The organism is Pseudomonas fragi (assembly GCF_025426255.1).
Lineage (GTDB): Bacteria > Pseudomonadota > Gammaproteobacteria > Pseudomonadales > Pseudomonadaceae > Aquipseudomonas > Aquipseudomonas kulmbachensis.
In genome coordinates, this window is the sequence record NZ_CP104861.1 from 2,805,625 (window position 1) to 2,822,452 (window position 16,828).

General features: G+C 56.2%; 17 protein-coding genes. 11 read left to right on the forward strand and 6 right to left on the reverse strand.

Features of this window, described 5'->3' with window-relative positions:
• The first annotated feature begins 75 nt into the window (after positions 1 to 75).
• Complete coding sequence (locus N7D90_RS12795; protein ID WP_261738360.1) at positions 76 to 816, forward strand: helix-turn-helix transcriptional regulator; 741 nt, start codon at positions 76 to 78, stop codon at positions 814 to 816.
• Positions 817 to 1,243: 427 nt separating this feature from the next.
• On the opposite strand, the gene N7D90_RS12800 is transcribed toward N7D90_RS12795, so the two are convergent.
• On the reverse strand, positions 1,244 to 2,641 hold the full coding sequence (locus N7D90_RS12800) for an MFS transporter (RefSeq protein WP_261738361.1): 1,398 nt from the start codon (positions 2,639 to 2,641) through the stop codon (positions 1,244 to 1,246).
• A gap of 129 nt (positions 2,642 to 2,770) precedes the next feature.
• Here N7D90_RS12800 and N7D90_RS12805 point away from each other — a divergent pair, with 129 nt between their 5' ends.
• The 4 genes from N7D90_RS12805 to N7D90_RS12820 all read left to right on the forward strand — a co-directional run bounded on the left by N7D90_RS12805 (position 2,771) and on the right by N7D90_RS12820 (position 6,198).
• On the forward strand, positions 2,771 to 3,661 hold the full coding sequence (locus N7D90_RS12805; protein ID WP_261738362.1) for a LysR substrate-binding domain-containing protein: 891 nt from the start codon (positions 2,771 to 2,773) through the stop codon (positions 3,659 to 3,661).
• 294 nt (positions 3,662 to 3,955) lie between these two features.
• The gene (locus N7D90_RS12810; protein ID WP_261738363.1) at positions 3,956 to 4,591 is read left to right on the forward strand and encodes a glutathione S-transferase family protein; all 636 of its coding nucleotides are present in this window, start codon (positions 3,956 to 3,958) and stop codon (positions 4,589 to 4,591) included.
• A gap of 23 nt (positions 4,592 to 4,614) precedes the next feature.
• Entirely contained in the window at positions 4,615 to 5,661 is a 1,047-nt protein-coding gene (locus N7D90_RS12815) for an LLM class oxidoreductase (protein ID WP_261738364.1), read from the forward strand.
• A gap of 6 nt (positions 5,662 to 5,667) precedes the next feature.
• Positions 5,668 to 6,198, forward strand: coding sequence for a methylated-DNA--[protein]-cysteine S-methyltransferase (locus N7D90_RS12820; RefSeq protein WP_261738365.1), 531 nt, complete (start codon positions 5,668 to 5,670; stop codon positions 6,196 to 6,198).
• A 17-nt stretch (positions 6,199 to 6,215) separates the two neighbouring features.
• On the opposite strand, the gene N7D90_RS12825 is transcribed toward N7D90_RS12820, so the two are convergent.
• Entirely contained in the window at positions 6,216 to 7,454 is a 1,239-nt protein-coding gene (locus N7D90_RS12825) for an EAL domain-containing protein (RefSeq protein ID WP_261738366.1), read from the reverse strand.
• A gap of 312 nt (positions 7,455 to 7,766) precedes the next feature.
• Between N7D90_RS12825 and N7D90_RS12830 the strand changes: the two genes are divergently transcribed.
• Together N7D90_RS12830 and N7D90_RS12835 are read left to right on the forward strand one after the other, a co-directional pair.
• Entirely contained in the window at positions 7,767 to 8,468 is a 702-nt protein-coding gene (locus N7D90_RS12830; protein ID WP_261738367.1) for a transcriptional regulator, read from the forward strand.
• 5 nt (positions 8,469 to 8,473) lie between these two features.
• Positions 8,474 to 9,259 (forward strand): PhzF family phenazine biosynthesis protein, encoded by a 786-nt coding sequence (locus N7D90_RS12835; protein WP_261738368.1) that lies wholly within the window; start codon positions 8,474 to 8,476, stop codon positions 9,257 to 9,259.
• A gap of 33 nt (positions 9,260 to 9,292) precedes the next feature.
• Here N7D90_RS12835 and dapA read toward each other — a convergent pair whose 3' ends face one another.
• The gene (dapA, locus tag N7D90_RS12840) at positions 9,293 to 10,165 is read right to left on the reverse strand and encodes a 4-hydroxy-tetrahydrodipicolinate synthase (protein WP_261738369.1); all 873 of its coding nucleotides are present in this window, start codon (positions 10,163 to 10,165) and stop codon (positions 9,293 to 9,295) included.
• Positions 10,166 to 10,534: 369 nt separating this feature from the next.
• Positions 10,535 to 10,726 carry a hypothetical protein gene (locus N7D90_RS24645; RefSeq protein WP_315968110.1) on the reverse strand — a complete coding sequence of 64 codons (192 nt, stop codon included), beginning with the start codon at positions 10,724 to 10,726 and terminating at the stop codon, positions 10,535 to 10,537.
• A 414-nt stretch (positions 10,727 to 11,140) separates the two neighbouring features.
• Between N7D90_RS24645 and N7D90_RS12850 the strand changes: the two genes are divergently transcribed.
• The 3 genes from N7D90_RS12850 (at position 11,141) to N7D90_RS12860 (ending at position 13,705) form a co-directional block, all read left to right on the forward strand.
• Positions 11,141 to 12,034, forward strand: coding sequence for a nitrilase family protein (locus tag N7D90_RS12850; protein WP_261738371.1), 894 nt, complete (start codon positions 11,141 to 11,143; stop codon positions 12,032 to 12,034).
• A gap of 13 nt (positions 12,035 to 12,047) precedes the next feature.
• On the forward strand, positions 12,048 to 13,244 hold the full coding sequence (locus N7D90_RS12855) for a hypothetical protein (protein ID WP_261738372.1): 1,197 nt from the start codon (positions 12,048 to 12,050) through the stop codon (positions 13,242 to 13,244).
• Between the two features lie 125 nt (positions 13,245 to 13,369).
• Positions 13,370 to 13,705, forward strand: coding sequence for a hypothetical protein (locus tag N7D90_RS12860; RefSeq protein ID WP_261738373.1), 336 nt, complete (start codon positions 13,370 to 13,372; stop codon positions 13,703 to 13,705).
• Between the two features lie 161 nt (positions 13,706 to 13,866).
• On the opposite strand, the gene N7D90_RS12865 is transcribed toward N7D90_RS12860, so the two are convergent.
• The gene (locus tag N7D90_RS12865) at positions 13,867 to 14,493 is read right to left on the reverse strand and encodes a LysE family translocator (protein WP_261738374.1); all 627 of its coding nucleotides are present in this window, start codon (positions 14,491 to 14,493) and stop codon (positions 13,867 to 13,869) included.
• 78 nt (positions 14,494 to 14,571) lie between these two features.
• Positions 14,572 to 15,486, reverse strand: a complete 915-nt coding sequence (locus N7D90_RS12870; protein ID WP_261738375.1) for a LysR family transcriptional regulator — start codon at positions 15,484 to 15,486, stop codon at positions 14,572 to 14,574.
• Between the two features lie 116 nt (positions 15,487 to 15,602).
• Between N7D90_RS12870 and N7D90_RS12875 the strand changes: the two genes are divergently transcribed.
• Positions 15,603 to 16,706: an SDR family oxidoreductase gene (locus tag N7D90_RS12875; protein WP_261738376.1), complete on the forward strand. Its 1,104-nt coding sequence runs from the start codon at positions 15,603 to 15,605 to the stop codon at positions 16,704 to 16,706.
• Positions 16,707 to 16,828 lie beyond the last annotated feature (122 nt).

Here is a 16,828-nt window from a genome sequence, read left to right on the forward strand (position 1 = left end):
GAGGATTCGTGCCAGACATCCAGCTGACGTCGACACTCGTAAACTACGAGGTAAAGGTGTCAAAATCTGACACCTTTGATTATTGATCCAAAGAAGATGAATGTTCGCCTTCGACAAGAAGCCATCATACGCAGCCTCCGCCGCAACGGATCATCAACCATTGCCGAGCTCGCAGGCCAGGTAGGGGCATCCCGCAGCACGCTATTACGTGACATTAATGCGTTGCGAGAACAGGGTTTTGTCATTCGCTCTGAACCTGGTCGCGGCGGCGGGCTGCAACTTGACCCCCGTTCAGTTCAGACCGCGCCACGTCTTTCAGTGATCGAGGTTTTTGCGCTTTTGATCAGCGTGGCATCTATGCGTGCGGCGGGAAATCTACCATTCTCAAGCGTTGCAGATACCGGACTTGCAAAGATTGAAAAGGCACTGCCGTCAGACAAAATTCGGGATTTGCGGCATTTTCTGGACTGTCTGTATATTGGAGAACTTGCCCCGCAGGTGGACAGAACCAATATCGGAACAATGGACCCTGCCTTGCTTCCGGAATTTGAGGCAGCCTTTCTTCAGCGCCTGCATCTGCGATTCAATTACCGCGATGCAAAAGGTGAAAGCAGCACACGTGTGGTTGAGCCGCAAGCGATGCTGATTCTGCCGCCACTCTGGTATCTGGTGGCCTGGGATCCTGCACGTGAAGATTTCCGGCATTTCCGCATGGACAGGATCAGAGAACCGTACTGTATCGAAGGAACGACGTTTCGAAAACGGAACGTCGTTTTCGATGATGGCGTCCGACCTCTGGATAATTCACGGCGCTAGTGTTTCGCGGCGGTTTCCTATCCCGAATCAGTGGCACACAGAACTTAAAACCAAAGTGGGTGGTATGCCATACAGGTGCAAGGAAATGTGATTTACGTACCCACAAAGAAAGGCTCTCACGCTCAGCTTAATGTAGGGGCTGTTTTATATAAGCGGAGTCATTCAGTGAGAATGCTTCTGTGAGCGTTTTACCAAGATTGCCTTGACCAATAGCTGATTCGGTTCGATACCTAATCCTCATGACACAACTAAAGGGTTTTTCGTGATCCTGCGCCTCTACGGCCCTACCAAGAGCTTTTTCGACAAGGCATGGAAACCTGGCGACCTGCAAAAACAGTAGTCACCATGCTGCACTGCGCAGAGGAGCATTGATGGGGTGCTTCGTGAACCGGCTTGAGAGGTTCACGAATGCACTTCGTTGCTCAGTTCACGTGTAATGAACTACCCGCGCAGCCTTGTTCGGCAGGATGAGCGCGGCACACACAAACCCCACTACCACCATGCAGGCAGACACCAGGATGGCGTAGCTGAAGCCTTGCACTGCACTACCCCCGTCCGCCAGTACGGCGATGCTCACCGCGACACCCACGGCCAGACCGACTGCAGACCCGACTTCCTGGGTCGTGGTCAGCATGCCGCCCGCCAAACCATGATCGACCGCATCGACGCCCTCGATACCGGCCACGGTCCAGGCCGGGAATGCGATGCCGTAACCAATGCCCGCCAACAAGGTTCCGGGAAGAATCGAACCGGCCCAGGAAGTATCCACGGCCAAGGAAACGCCCAGCAAAGCCAGGCCACAGATAAACAGCGTCATACCGCCCAAAATCACCGGTTTGGTATCGACCCTGGCGATCAGGGTAGGTCCGACCCAGGCGCTGGAGAGCGTGAAGGCTATCGCCATCGGCAACAGCCCCAGGCCTGTCTGAGTAGCACTGAAACCGAGGATTTCCTGCATATACAGAGCCACGACGACAAAAGTCGGCCCCAACGCGGTATTCGCCAGCAGCGACACCAGGTTTGCGCCGCCGGTCATGCGCCGCCAAAAAATCGGAATGGGCATCAGCGGATACTCGACCCGGCTTTCAACCCACACAAATACCGCGAGCAGCCCCACGGCCAGAGCAATCAACCCGTATGTGACGGGAGATGCAAGACCTACGTGCTCGCTGTTGGCAAACGCGAACACCAATGTTGCAGCACCCGCTGCGACCAGAATCGCGCCGCCGATATCCAGGCGCATCGCAGCCATTGAAGCCTCGCGCTTGCCTTCTGGCAAATACCCTGCAAGGGCAATCACCAGCACACCCACGGGGACGTTGATCCAGAGCACCCAGCGCCAGCCCAGCGCGTCGGTGATCAGGCCACCCAAAATCAACCCTGCGACGAAACCGCTTGCAGCTACGGCCGTCCAGGCCCCTAACGCACGGTTGCGCGATTTCTCGTCAGGAAACAGCGCCAGCAGCAACGAGAAGGCCGCCGGTGAAAAGAGTGCCGCGCCAAAGCCTTGCATGGCCCGGGTCACGATGAGCATTGCGGGGCTCTGCGAGAAGCCGCCGAGCAACGAACCCAGGGTGAAGATCACCAGGCCCAGCAAAAATACCCGGCGACGGCCAAACATGTCGGCAGCGCGCCCACCCAACAGCAGAAACCCCGCAATGGCGACGCCATAGGCATTGATGACCCACTGCAAAGCCCCAGGGGTGAACCCCAGGCTTTCCTGAATCTGTGGCAAGGGAATCATGGTGATAGAAAAGTCGAGCAATGCCACAAATTGAGTCGTGCATAACAAAATGAGGCAAAGCCGCCAGCGAGGATTATTCATTGGTACATCCTTGTTGATTTAGTTTTACTAAATTTGTTTAGAACCTCTAAACACGCTGTATCATCGCCCTCACGCCTGGATAGCGGAAACGATCATTTGTGCCCACAACAGTCAGGAAAACTAAACCCCATGGCCACGTCACTGCCCCTTCTCGCGCTGCGTACCTTTGTCGAAGTAGGGCAACGAGGCAGCATCAAGGCGGCTGCTCAAGCGCTGAGTGTCACTTCAGGCGCTGTCAGCCAGCAGATTCGTCTGCTGGAAGAACGGGTCGGCATGGCGCTGTTCACACGGGAACGAAGCGGGTTGCGCCTGACAGAAGCCGGGGCCAGCGTTCACCCTGCGTTACTCCAGGCCATTGAAAACATGCAGCAGGCGTTGCAGTCGCTGGAGGGCATCAAGTCCCGGCAGACCTTGACCGTCAGTACAGTCGCGACGTTTGCAGCTTCCTGGCTGGTACCGCGCCTTGGCCGTTTCAACCTGCGCCACCCACACATTGAAGTCAGGGTCGAAGCGACGTCCGCCGTGGTCGACATGCGCCGGGATCGCGTCGATGTGGCACTGCGCCATGGGCTTGGGATCTACCCCGGTTTGCAGGTCACCCGTCTGATGGCGCCCGTGATGGTGCCGGTGGCCAGCCCTGCCCTGATGGCCACCAGCCCGAAAATCACAGACCCCGTGGACTGTCTTGAATTTGCGCTGTTGCACGACTCTGACCGGGCAGACTGGTCCCTCTGGCTCACGGCCCACGATGTCGCCAAAGACCCGCGCGCCGAACGCGGCACTGCGTTCGAGGATGATTTCCTGCTGATCCGCGCCGCCGAGGCCGGTCAAGGGCTGGCCTTGGTGCCCCGGGAATACGCGCTGGAAGAAATCAACGCCGGCCGTCTCGTTCAAGTCCTGGACAAACCCTGGCCTGCGCGCTTTGCCTACTACGTGGTGACCCGCCAGGACGCCATGCACAGAGAAGAGGTCAAGGCGTTCGTGGACTGGATCATGGAAGAAGCTCAGGACGTGGTTTAGCGAACCTTGGCAGATCGCCGTGGGCGCTGAACCAGAGAGTCAGTCAGCACGACAGCCGCCATGCAAACGCAGGTAGTCAAGGCAACTTATTTATCGACCCAGACTTTTCAGGGTCGTTTGCCACGGGCAACACCTCCTGCTCTAGAGGGTCGTTTGTCGCCCCCCCCTCGCGCGAACCATGGTTTAGAAAAACTAACCTCATGATGGATAAAACATCGTTTTAAATTCTGCGCGCCAACGGCTAGGGTGCCCCTTCACCTTTTGACTGCCCCGTCGTTCTCCAAAGGCCCCGCCATGAACGCCCCTGACCTGACGCTCTATACCGACAGTTCGCCCAACGGCTTCAAGATCACCATTGCCCTGGAAGAGCTGGACCTGCCCTATAGCCTTCACCACGTTCATATCGAGCAGGGCGAACACCGCCAGCCGGAGTTTCTAAAGCTCAACCCCCATGGGCGCATCCCGGTACTGGTTGACCACGCGACGGGCATCACTCTGTTCGAGTCTGCCGCCATCCTGCTCTACCTGGCCGAAAAGACAGCACGGCTATTGCCTGTAGAACCCTCAGAGCGTTGGGCGGCCATTACCTGGCTCATGTTTCATACTTCAAGCATGGGCCCCATCCTGGGCCAGCGCGTGCATTTCGAACTGTTTGATCAACCTGCGAACCCCACCGCCATCGCCCGCATGCGACAACTGACGGAATCGACGTTCGCGACACTCGATCAACATCTGTCCAACCAGCTATGGCTGGCGGGTGCGCAATACTCGATTGCCGATATCGCGACCTTCGGTTGGATGCATATCGCCCGCATCATCGACTTTGACTTCAGCCGGTTTCGCCACTTGAGCGCATGGTACGAGCGAATTGCCCTGCGCCCGGCCGTGCAACGAGGCATTGCGCTTCCCCAGCCCGCGACGGGCGCCTGACACTACACACCAAGGAACCGGTAATGAACCAGATTGCGATACCCCCGGCCCAGGCCTTGACCTGCGGCGCGGATGCGACGGCTTTTGCTCATCACCCCGGCTACCGCCGGATGTTTGAGCAGGATCAACTGACCCTGGGCATTTTCTTGCCCCTGCGGTTCTACGAAGGCGATATGTCGGTCCTGGCCGGCCAGGCTGATCTGGTCAGTGAACTCGACCGGCTGGGCTTCGCCGCCACGTGGGTACGCGATGTGCCTTTGTACGACCCTTCTTTTGGCGACGCGGGCCAGGTGTTCGACCCCTTCACCTACCTCGCCTACCTCGCCGCACGCACCAAGCAGATTGCGCTGGTGACGGGCAGTGCGATCTTCACCTTGCGTCACCCAATCGACCTGGCCAAGGCCGCGGCCACCCTCGACCAACTGTCTGGCGGGCGCCTGGTAATGGGTATCGCCTCCGGTGACCGGCCGATAGAATTTCCGGCCTACGGTCTCGAACATGGCGAACGCGGGGAGCGTTTTGCCCACTCGGTGGATTACTTCCGGCAATTGCTGCAGGCAAGACCCACAGCGATCCAGTCGGCACTGGGCAGTCTGAGCGACGCTCAGTTGCTGCCAAAACCGGTGACTGGCCGCATACCGTTGATCGTGACAGGGCGCTCGCAACAAAGCATGCAGTGGCTGGGTACTCAAGCTGATGGCTGGCTGACCTATCCTGATTCCACCCAGGACCGCAGGGGCCCACAACGCCTGGCGGAAAGAATTCGCACCTGGCGCTCGAGCATTCCAGGGGGTGGGTTCCGCCCGCACATGACCAACGAATGGATCGATCTGGCAGAGGACCCCAACTTTCCGCGCACTCCTCTGCGCGGCGGTTATGTACTCAAGACTGGACGCAATGGGCTCATTGATCTGCTGGGGGAATGGCGCGAAGCGGGAGTCAACCACGCGGCCTTGGGGATTCAGATGGCACAGCGCCCGGCAGCCGACATTATTCAGGAACTGGCGCAGGACGTACTGCCACTGTTCCCCTCGCGCACAGGTCCTGCGCCCTACCCTCAGCACTGGTAAGTCACCATGCCCTTTGCAGAACCTCGCTTGCTCAGGGGCTATGTCGATAGCCATCTGGGCAGGATCAACCTGTTGATCGACCCCGATGGGGCCCTAAAAAGACTGGACTTCAGCCTCCCTGGCCTCGTCGATGCCCGACCTGAATACCGCGACGTCCCCTTGGATCAGGAGGCAACTGCTGACATTCGCCAGCAATTGAGCGAGTACCTCAAGGGTATCCGCCGGGAATTTGATGTCGTTCTGGCGCCTACCGGCAGTGCGTTTCTCAAGGAGGCCTGGGCGCTGCTCAGGGGCATACCTTACGCCACCACAACCACCTACGGCGAGTTGGCCAAGGCAATGACCAAGCCCTCGTCGGCACGGGCAATCGGCATGGCCAACGCGGTTAATCCCATCTCCATCATAGTGCCCTGCCACCGGGTCATCGCCGCCACGGGCCAGCTCACCGGCTACAGCGGTGGGCTGGACAAAAAACGCGGCTTGCTGATGCTTGAGGCCAGGTTTGCGGGCGCGGATGCCTATGACCTACAGCCCTAGCGAACCCCCTGCGATCCTTAACCCTGCGCCATAAATTGTGGCGCAGTGCTGTCGGCCACTAACACTTTGACCAGGGCTGCACCGTCCATGGGCTTGTGGAACAGATAGCCCTGCGCAGAATCAATACCCAACTGCGTAAGGTGTTTTCTCTGCTTATCGGTCTCGACGCCTTCGGCAACGATCTCCAGATTCAAAGAGCTGGCCAGCGAAACGATAGATTCAATAATCCGGCTTTCCTTGAAACCTGACGACCGCGCTACAAACCCGGCATCCAGTTTGATCTGATGGAACGGTAATTGAGCCAGACGGGTAATGGACGAAAATCCGCTTCCGAAGTCATCCAGCGACAAGCTGACACCGCTTCTGATCAGGGTTGTAATATTTTCGATACTCGCCATATCAAGGGGCAGCGTCTGTTTTTCGGTTATTTCCAGAGTAATAAAACGTACGGGAAGCCCTGCCTTGCGGACTTTCTTTATCAAGTGTTGGGCAAAGCCCTCAATCAGTAATTGCGACGCTTCGATATTGTACGAAAACACCAGCGACTCACCGATGGAATACAAATACTTATGCAGTTTTAAACCTTGCTCCAACAAGCACTCAAACAGTTGATCATGAAGTTGATCCTGCTCAACTACATCCAAAAACAACGAAGGCAACAACAGGCCTTTTTCCGGATGTTGCCAGCGGGCCAATACTTCAACACCGAGCATTCTGTTGGTTTTCAAGCATATTTTTGGCTGGAAATAGGGAACCATATGTTGTGCCTCCAGCGCCTGTACCACCGCACTCCCGCCCAGATCGCCGGTGCTTTCAGACGGGACATGCACCGGGCGCATGTGGCTTGAACGAGAGTGATCATTGACGCATCTTTTCACGGTTGCCACCTTGAGGAGCAAGCTGTTGAACGGTGCCTGCTCCAGGCTGGCGCTATAACCACCGGCGTTATATTTGCGCGCCTTGGCAAGAAAACTGGAGATGCCCCATCTGACGCCGGGTTCGAGCTCATCGCTCTTGAGGATTGAAAAAAAGCCACTGGTTTCACAGAGCATTCTGAAAAATGAAATTTCATCATGTGAACCGAAAGAGTCACAAATCACCAGATCAACCGTTAATGTCGACAGGTCCAGTGAATGCTGTTCACCCGCGCCGGATATAACATGAGTATGGTTTACTCCCGTCATTCTTAAGCGTTCAAGAATATGTTTGACTCTGGCGCCAATAGAGCAAAACACAATTACATCAAGAGAACGCATACATCCGGACCTCGGGTTAAAAATCATGGTGGGACACCCTAGCAAATAAGCGACCAGGAATTTTCTTGCAAGAATGCTGAATTTTCTTGAACTGACCTGCATCGGTTATGCAGCCCTGATATTTCACCCTACCTCGCAAGAGCACCGAGTAGCTGCTGCGCGTACCCAGCGGATGGCGGCTGACTCGAAAGCGGTCCGCCAGACAAAACCACCAACAGGGTTGTTGACTGGCAAAAGATCTAAACATTTAATTGATAATTCAACATTTCGTTGATATTTTTGACGCCTACGACAAATCACTTGAAGGCGTCCATGAAGCTTTCTGAAGCATTACCAGCCGAGCGAAAGCTGATTCTTGACGTGCTTCACAGCACCCTGAAAATGCTCAGCAATGCGGTTGGTCATCACATTGAAATCGTGTTGCATGACTTGACGAACCCGGAGCGATCCATCCTTGCCATCGCCAATGGCCATGTCACTGGGCGCAAAGTGGGCGGCTCAGTGCTGGGCGGCCCAAGCCAGGACTTAGGGGTCACGGCTGTCAGGCGTGCGATGGAAAATCGCTCAAGCGCTGAGCCCATAGTGGTGGAAAATTACCCGACACTCGCGCCTGATGGTCGCCCGCTACGCAGTTCCACCGTGGTGTATCGCGATAGCAGCGGGCAGCCTTTCGCCAGTCTGTGTATCAATGCGGATTTGAGCGGGGTTGCTGCCGCACACACCATTCTCGGAGGGCTTCTGGGGCTGGAGCGCGCGCCCAGGTCACTCGTTGATGAACCGAGAGATATGGAGCAATTGATGGCGCAAATCATCCAGGGAGCATGCCCCGGCGGGGTCGTAGGGATGAGAAAACCTCAAAAACTTGAAGCTGTACGGCAAATGCAGGATCGCGGGATTTTCATCGTCAAAGGCGGTATTGAAAAAGCTGCTTCCGCGCTCGGCGTGACCCGATACACCATCTACAACTATCTGGAACAGATCCGGGTTTCAGAAAACGCTGACGAGCAGGAATGATCAAAATGCAACTCGATATTTTCCAGGTGGACGCTTTTTCCTCTGAGGTTTTCGGCGGCAACCCGGCTGCGATTTGCCCGCTGCAGGCCTGGTTGCCTGATGCGACGCTGCAACACATCGCAGCAGAGAACAACCTGTCCGAGACTGCGTATGTAGTGCGTAACGGTGAGGTGTTCGAGTTACGCTGGTTTACTCCCACGGTGGAAGTCGACTTGTGTGGTCACGCTACCCTGGCAGCAGCTTGGGTGCTGTTCGAACAGCTTGGTGAAAGCCGCGACATACTGCGTTTTTCCACTCGCAGCGGTGAATTGCGTGTGCGGCGCGAAAACGGCTGCCTGGCGATGGACTTCCCTGCCAAGCAGCCTGAAGCCGTAGCTGTCCCGCCAGGCCTTTTGCAAGCCTTGGGCCTGGATCGGATCGATGCACTTTATCGCACAGATGATTACATCGTGGTGGTGGAGGATGCCGCCATCATCGCTGGCCTCAATCCCGACTTCGTTGCACTGGCCTCGTTCGACGTGCGTGGTGTCGCGGTTACCGCGCCGAGTCGTGACTTCGATTTTGTCTCTCGCTGGTTCGGACCTCGAGTGGGGGTAAATGAAGACCCGGTTACCGGCTCGGCCCACACTTCCCTCGCGCCGTACTGGGCCAAGCGTTTGGGCAAGCGTAGCCTGAGTGCCGAGCAAGGTGGGGCGCGCAAGGGCCAACTGCACTGCGAAGTCTTGGACAATGACCGGGTCATTATCAGCGGCTACGGCTCGCTGTACCTGCGCGGCACCCTCTTCATCTGATATTCAAGAACTGCTTCGGGTTACGGCAATCCATCAATTGCTGTTTTCCAGCCCCTTCAATATGTGTTGCAGGCGTACTTTCAGGCTTTCACTGCCACGCTGCATCGGTGCTCGCAATTCGTCACAGATCAAGCCTTCAATGGCCAGGGCGGATTTCACCGGAGCAGGATTTGGCTCCATGAACAGGCTATGAATCAATGGCACTAGCTGGAAGAAGGTTGCGCGGCCAGCGGCTAGCTGGTTGTCGCGGATCTGTTGATACAGCGCCACGAAGAGCTCGGGATGAACATGTGCCGAGGCAGCAATTGCGCCCGTTGCTCCGAGGCACAATGCACTGAAAATCTGGTTGTCTTCGCCACACAGGACATCAACGTTGCCACTGCCCAGCAATGCCAGCGTGTTGGCCTGGTTGCCACCGCAATCCTTGACCGCAACGACCCGTTCATGGGCAACAACGTTTAGCAAAGTGGCTTGTTCGAAGACCACGCCGGTACGGTAAGGAATGTCATAGACAATGATGGGAACGCTGGAGGCATCGGCGACCGTATTGAAAAAAGCTTCGAGCCCCGCCTGAGATGGGCGGATGTAATACGGTGGCGGAACCAGCAAACCGGCCACAGGGCGCTTGAGAATTTCGCTCTGAAATTGCAGCAGCTCAGTCAAATTGTTGCCCGCCAGGCCCATGACAACCCTCTGCGCCGGCACCAGCTCCAGCACCGCATCAAGCACCGCCAGTTGCTCATGCTTGCTCAGTGCTGCTGCTTCGGCCGTGGTGCCGCACACCACAATGCCGTCGATCCCACCTTCCAGCAGATGACTGACCAGACGCTGCAACCCGACAAAGTCGATAGCACTATTGTGGAATGGTGTAACGAGTGGAACCCAGATGCCTTGAAACGATGACATGTACCTTCTCCTTAGGGTAGACCGATTACGTCACCGTCAGAAGCGCAGAAAGGAGGTAAGCAAGGGAGGGAGTCCGTAGCGCTCATGTCCTGTCAGCCCATCTGACGGGACAGCGCGCCCCGGTCAAATGAGCGACTGTTTCTTCGATTTGGAGGCGCAGCGGGCACGACCTGTCGCTTCAGCATTTAAGCCGACAGCACACAGCAACAGGTCAGTGATTAGCAACATCCGAGGTTCGCCTTGAATCAATTGCCTCTTTTTTTAAAGGCTTACAGCCCATATGTCAACCGGAGAAGTATTCCTGGGTTGTGAACGAGCGAGAGTTGGACGATTGAAGATCTCGAAACCCAATCAAGTTTTATGCGCCGATCAGAGCGGGCCTTGACCCGCTCTGATGGAAAACCAAAGAGACTCAGTCGTCTCTATCGTCGCGATCGCGATTGTGGTCATAACGTCGATCATTATTGTCGCGACGATCGTACCTTTGATCATAACCACGACCGTCATTCCCCCGGTCGTATCCACGACCGGAATCATACCCCCGGTCACGATCTCGACCATGCCCGCCGCCCTCGTCCCAGATTGGCACGCAGCCTCCCAGCAGAAGAGAACCTGTAAAGGCCAAGATCATTATGGCTGTGCGTTTCATGTGGGTGTCCTGAAAGTAATGGGCATAAATAAGACTGCAAAACCGTTAATTAATTCCGCGCAGAGGTGCGTTTTAGGGGCGTAAAAACTGATGTAAGCCGCTGGTTTCAGTAAACCATCATCGGCGTCGTTTTAGAGCCAAAATGTTCAACCTGCACGATCAAGTTCTCACTCGAGGCCAGTAGTACATAAATACAAATCTCCCAATCTATACGCCGATGGACTACAGGCGGATAGGAATCCGGCGATAGACGCTGGTTCGGACAAATCTTCTTACTAAATGGCCGCCGTCAGGTCGGTCCATAAAAACAAGAAGAGGTGTCAGTCATGAGCGAATCTATCGCTGTCAGTGCGGTACGCGTTGCGGTGGTGCAATTTGATCCGCAAACAGGAACTCACAACAGCCAGAACAACCTGCAAAACAGTCTGGATCTGGCTCTGCAAGCGTTCGAGAACGGAGCGAATCTCATTGTGCTGCCGGAGCTGGCCAACACCGGATATGTGTTTAGCAGTCGCAAGGATGCCTTTAACCACGCAGAAACCATTCCTGATGGCCCAAGTGTTCAGGCCTGGACCCGTTTTGCCCAAGAGCATCAGGTGTATCTGGTTGCAGGCATGGTCGAGCAGGACGATATGCGTTTGTTTGACACGGCTGTATTGCTGGGGCCAGACGGGTTTATCGGCAAATACCGTAAAGCGCATCTATGGAACAAGGAAAAGCTCTGGTTCACCCCCGGCGATCTCGGGTTCCCGGTGTTTGAAACCCCGATCGGGCGAATCGGCCTGCTGATTTGCTGGGACATCTGGTTTCCTGAAGTCCCCCGTCTGTTGTGCCAGCAAGGGGCTGACATCATTTGCAGCCTGAACAACTGGGTATGGACACCACCGCCACTGTTCGACGACTCCGGCAAGTGCATGGCCTCATACCTGACGATGACCGCCGCCCACGTCAACAACGTGTTTATAGCTGCTGCCAATCGCATTGGTGAGGAGCCGGATGCACGTTATCTGGGTTGTTCGCTGATTGCCGGAACCAATGGCTGGCCCATCGGTGAAGTGGCGCCAGCTGACGAGCAAACCATTCTTTATGCCGACATCGATTTGTCGGCTGCTCGCAGCGCACCCGTATGGAACAACTTGAACGACCTGCTCCGTGACCGCCGCACGGATCTGTATGACGAAATGCTCGGCTATGACCATCACCTTCGCTTGCCTCGCTGATCGGGTGGTCACCATGGAATCCCTATCCGAAAGAAAAACCTCAGTGGCTGCGGTCAGACTTCTGATCCTGCTTTTTAGCGCCGTGGCGATTATTGGTGTAGTCACAGCTTGGGTGGCCGTGGACTACAACTCCACAGACCCAGCTTACTGGCCCGCCTACAGCGACATGATAACCAGCATGCCCTCTGCCCTGGCGTGGTTACGCTGGGTGTTGGGTGACATCAGCGAAGTAGCGTTCTACAAACATGAACTCTCCTCTCTGGGCTTGTTGCTTGGCGGTGCGCTGGGATACTGGGCCAGCCGCTACGCTCAGGCGTGGCAAGGGTTCAGCATCAGCTATGGCACGGGGCTGTGGCCCTGGCTGGTGACCAGTTCTCTGTTGGGCCTGTTGTTGAGCAATGCACTCTGGGGCTGGACCCTGACGGCTGGCACCTGGCAACCCACCTTCGCCGCTTTCGTGTCATTGCCCGCGGCTATGGTGTTGCTCTTTGGAGGTGGCTGGAAAGTCACGATCAATGGGGCAATCCTCGGCGCCCTCCTCGTCACGCCATCCTGTCTGCTGATCGTTAACTTCGTGTGCCTGCCCTTGGGTTTGCCAGCGGTGATAGGCAATGTTCTGGGAATGGCATCGGGCAGCGTGGTGGCCTTTTTGCTGTGCCGGACTTGGCCAATACTGGTGACTGCCAAACACGGGCAAACAGCTACAAACCCGCCGCCAGTGTCAGTAAAAGCACCGAATTATGGGGTGATCTGGACGTTGCGGCGCGTACTGGCTGACTTCTCGGAAGCTCCGTTCTACGGCAACGAATGGGCAAGCCTGGGCATGCTCGCCGGGGTATTACTGGCCTGTGCGTTGAACCCGCTAAGCCCTGCTTATGGTTCTGGCCTGCTGTTACACATGGTCGCGGCGCAAGCATTGACCTCACTGGTGGGCGTCATTGTGTGGCGCCAGCAATGGCAGCAACGCGGTTGGTATCCCACTTATGTGCCACTGGTTTCAGTCGTGCCTGCTGCAGTGCTGACCTACGGCGGCAGCTTTACCGTCATCATCGCCAGTGCAGTGCTGGGCGCCTTGATCGCACCGCCACTGGCCTGTGCCATTGCTCAACGGTTGCCCAACTACCTGCATCCCTTTATTGGCAATGTGTTGTCGATGGCGATCAGTACCTTGCTGATCCTGCCTGTAATCGGAGCTCTGGCCGTTGATTAGTTTTTAGAATGAAAGAATTGGACACGCTGGTCTGAAAAGACGAACCCTGCCAACTGGTAGTGGTCGGAAAGTCATGGCATCAAAAATGCCACCCGATTTCTGCAATCAGCATTGGAGATTTTGTTATGGCGACCCTGACAATCGAAGGTTGGTGTGAAAACAGTGGCGATCACAAACCTGCTGCAATAGGAGACATTCACTTTAACGTTGATGGCCCACTCCACTTGCGTCTGGAGCAAGCTGAAGAGCGTCTGCAGAAGACCCAGGAGCACGAAGCCATGGTCGATGTCGACATGAGCACCATGGACTTGATCATGCCTGAGGGGTACGGCCCCTTGTCCGACTGCCAGATGCGGGTCTACTTGCACCACGAACGCGGTCAGTTCCATTTGGTCGGGCATCGTGCGAGCGATGGCAACTTGATCTATTCCAATGCGGTCTTGATTGATCAGTTGCTGTAAAAGCAGCCGTATGACCGCATACGTGGGAGCGAGCCTGCTCGCGAAGGCCTCAAGAGCGTCGCGATCAGCCAGTAAATACGCGCTGTCGCGAGCAGGCTCGCTCCCACTGCAATACCGCTCGTTTAAGCACTTGCAACAGCTGTGGCGCTCCTGATATCGCCTTACTTCTGACTCAGGGCAGCTATCGATACGCCGGATGCGACGAAAGTCAGTCCTGCGCCTACATTCAGACCATTAACCAGTCGAGGCCGCGGGCGTAACCACTGGGTCAGGACTGTGGCAAATACGCCCATAAGCGAGAAGCCAATGGCCGTAAGCAATGCGAACCAGGCACCGTACACCAGCATTTGCGTGCTCACCGACCCGCGTAGCGGATCAACGAACTGAGGGATAAATGCCAGTACAAACAACCCCGGCTTCGGGTTGAGCGCCGCCGAGAGAAAACCGGTGAAAAATATACTGGTCAGTGGTTGTTTGGCCGCAGGTTGGAAACTGATAAGGCTACGTGAGCGCAGTACCTTGATGCCAAGCCAGAGCAGATAACCGGCGCCAATCAGCTTGACGATCCAGAACGCCACAACGGACGTTTGCATAAGCAGCGTCAGCCCCAACGAAGCGGTCGCCACATGGAACAGAATACCTGCGCCAGATGCCATTCCTGACACCAGCGCCGCTAGCCTGCCTTGGCTCAGACCGCGGCCTACAGCGAGCAGATTGTCCGGCCCTGGAGCAATCACCAAGAGCAAACAGGCTGCGGAGTAAGCAAGCCAGATATCGATTGGAAACACGCTATTACTCCCGAAGTGTCATTGAGCCATCCATTTTTTAAGCAATATAAATACTGCCTTGCCCACCTGTAAACTGGCTTATGCGCCTATTACGGGGAGTTCCTCCAGGTCGCAACTCTCGTCAGTTTGCAGGCAGAGGGCCTCTTGCAGCACCTGCTCCAGGATGGCAAAAAAACATTTTATATGGGCCTGCTTCAATGCCTGAGGCCGGGTCACCAAATAAACTTCCAGGTCCGGAAGTTCAATTTCGTGGAACAATTCGACCAGGTCCTTCGCCAGAAGACGAGGCAATACACCCACCCCCAAACCCCGTTTCACTGATTCGAGCTGCACGGCGAACGAGTTCACGCTCAATTGCGTACGGTCAAGACCGGCGGCCTTTGCGGCACGCATTTGCGGCAACATGTCGAGCGGAGGCAGCAAGGCTACATTGACTGCTGTGGCCACAGTTACCCCTGGAAATCGCCTCAGGTAACCGGCATCAGCGAATACACCGTAGGTGAACCTACCAATGGGTCGATAAATCAACGAGGGTTCGCCCAGATGCATGGTGCGCACCGCTATATCGGCCACACCGCGGACGATTTTCTGAAAGTCGGCGGTGACCAGCAGCTCCACCGAGCAGCGCGGGTGCAGAGCAGTGAAGCGACTCACAGCCTCCAGTACCCCGGAAGTAAACCCCTCCCCGGCACTGACCAGCACATTGCCCGACAGCTCGGTGTGCAAGCCAGTCATGTCAGCCGCGGTTTGACGCCTGAGGCCCGCTTCAGCAGCCATCGCAACGTCCACAAGGGATTGGCCCCGTGAAGTCAACCGGCATCCTTCAACGCCGCGCTCGACCAGTGGCTCGCCCAGCGCTACCTCCAGTTGAGTCAGCCTGCGGGATACCGTAGACGCCGCAATGCCCAGTAACTGCCCGGCCTGAAGAAAGCTGCCACGCCGCGAGACCGCCAGCAGCAGTCGTAGATCGTCCCAATTTGCTTGCAACGCCATGCGTCATATCCTCCCTGGTCTGCATATGTGCAAAACCATTATGCAGTAGTCGCTATTTTTCAGAAGCGCTCTGAACGGTATATCTAACGACCTTCGAAACCACTGGAATGGATTGTATGACAACCGCCCCCAAGGACTATGTGCAACACGCCGCGTGCAACGTATTCGTGACTGGCGCGACCGGCTTGCTGGGCAATAACCTGGTGCGGGAATTGCTCGCTCGTGGCTATAGCGTCAAAGCCCTGGTCCGCTCCAGAGCCAAGGGTGAACAGCAGTTCAACGACCTGCCGGATGTGCAACTGGTCATTGGCGATATGGCCGATGTCGGTGCATTTGCAGCATCACTGCAAGGCTGCGATACGGTGTTTCACACGGCGGCGTTTTTTCGCGATAACTACAAGGGCGGCAGTCACTGGAAGGACCTCGAAAAGATCAATGTCGCCGGTACTCGAGACCTGATTGAGCACGCCTACCGTGCAGGCATACGGCGGTTTGTTCATACATCATCGATTGCGGTGCTCAACGGCGAACCTGGCTCGTCCATCGATGAGACATGCCTGCGGGCCGAGGCCGACGCCGATGACTACTACCGCAGCAAGATTCTCGCCGACCAGGTGGTGCTGTCGTTCCTCGAAGACCATCCCCAGATGCATGCCTGCATGGTCCTGCCCGGCTGGATGTGGGGGCCTGGCGATATTGGCCCAACGTCCTCGGGACAGTTGGTCAACGATGTGGTGAACGGCAAGTTGCCCGGGCTGGTGCCCGGCAGTTTCTCTGTGGTGGATGCCCGTGATGTGGCAGTAGCGCTGATCGCTGCCGCAAGGCATGGACGCCGAGGCGAGCGCTATCTCGCGGCGGGCCGGCATATGACGATGCGTCAGTTGATACCTGTTCTGGGACGTATTGCAGGGGTCAAGACACCCACACGCCAACTGCCTTTGCCCTTTCTGTACACGCTGGCGGCGGTGCAGGAGATCTATGCGCGCCTGACCGGCAAGCCCATTCTGTTGAGCATGGCAACCCTGCGTTTGATGGTACGAGAGGAGCACCGTACCCATTTCAATCAGCAAAAAAGTGCACAAGAACTTGGCCTGAGTTTCCGGGCGCTGGATCTGACCATCATGGACACCGTGGCCTGGTACCGTGATCACGGCTGGTTTGAAGGCCTCAGGGCGCCTACCTCAAAGAGAAAAGCCTCATCCGTCACCGCCGACAACTAACGGTCAAACACGGGATTATTAGCTAACCCCAAAGCCGATAGTCTGGGGGCTATTGGCAGTTCTGCGTCGACACTTGGATGTATTATCAAAACCGCATTTCTTGTATATCCACTGCACTTGGC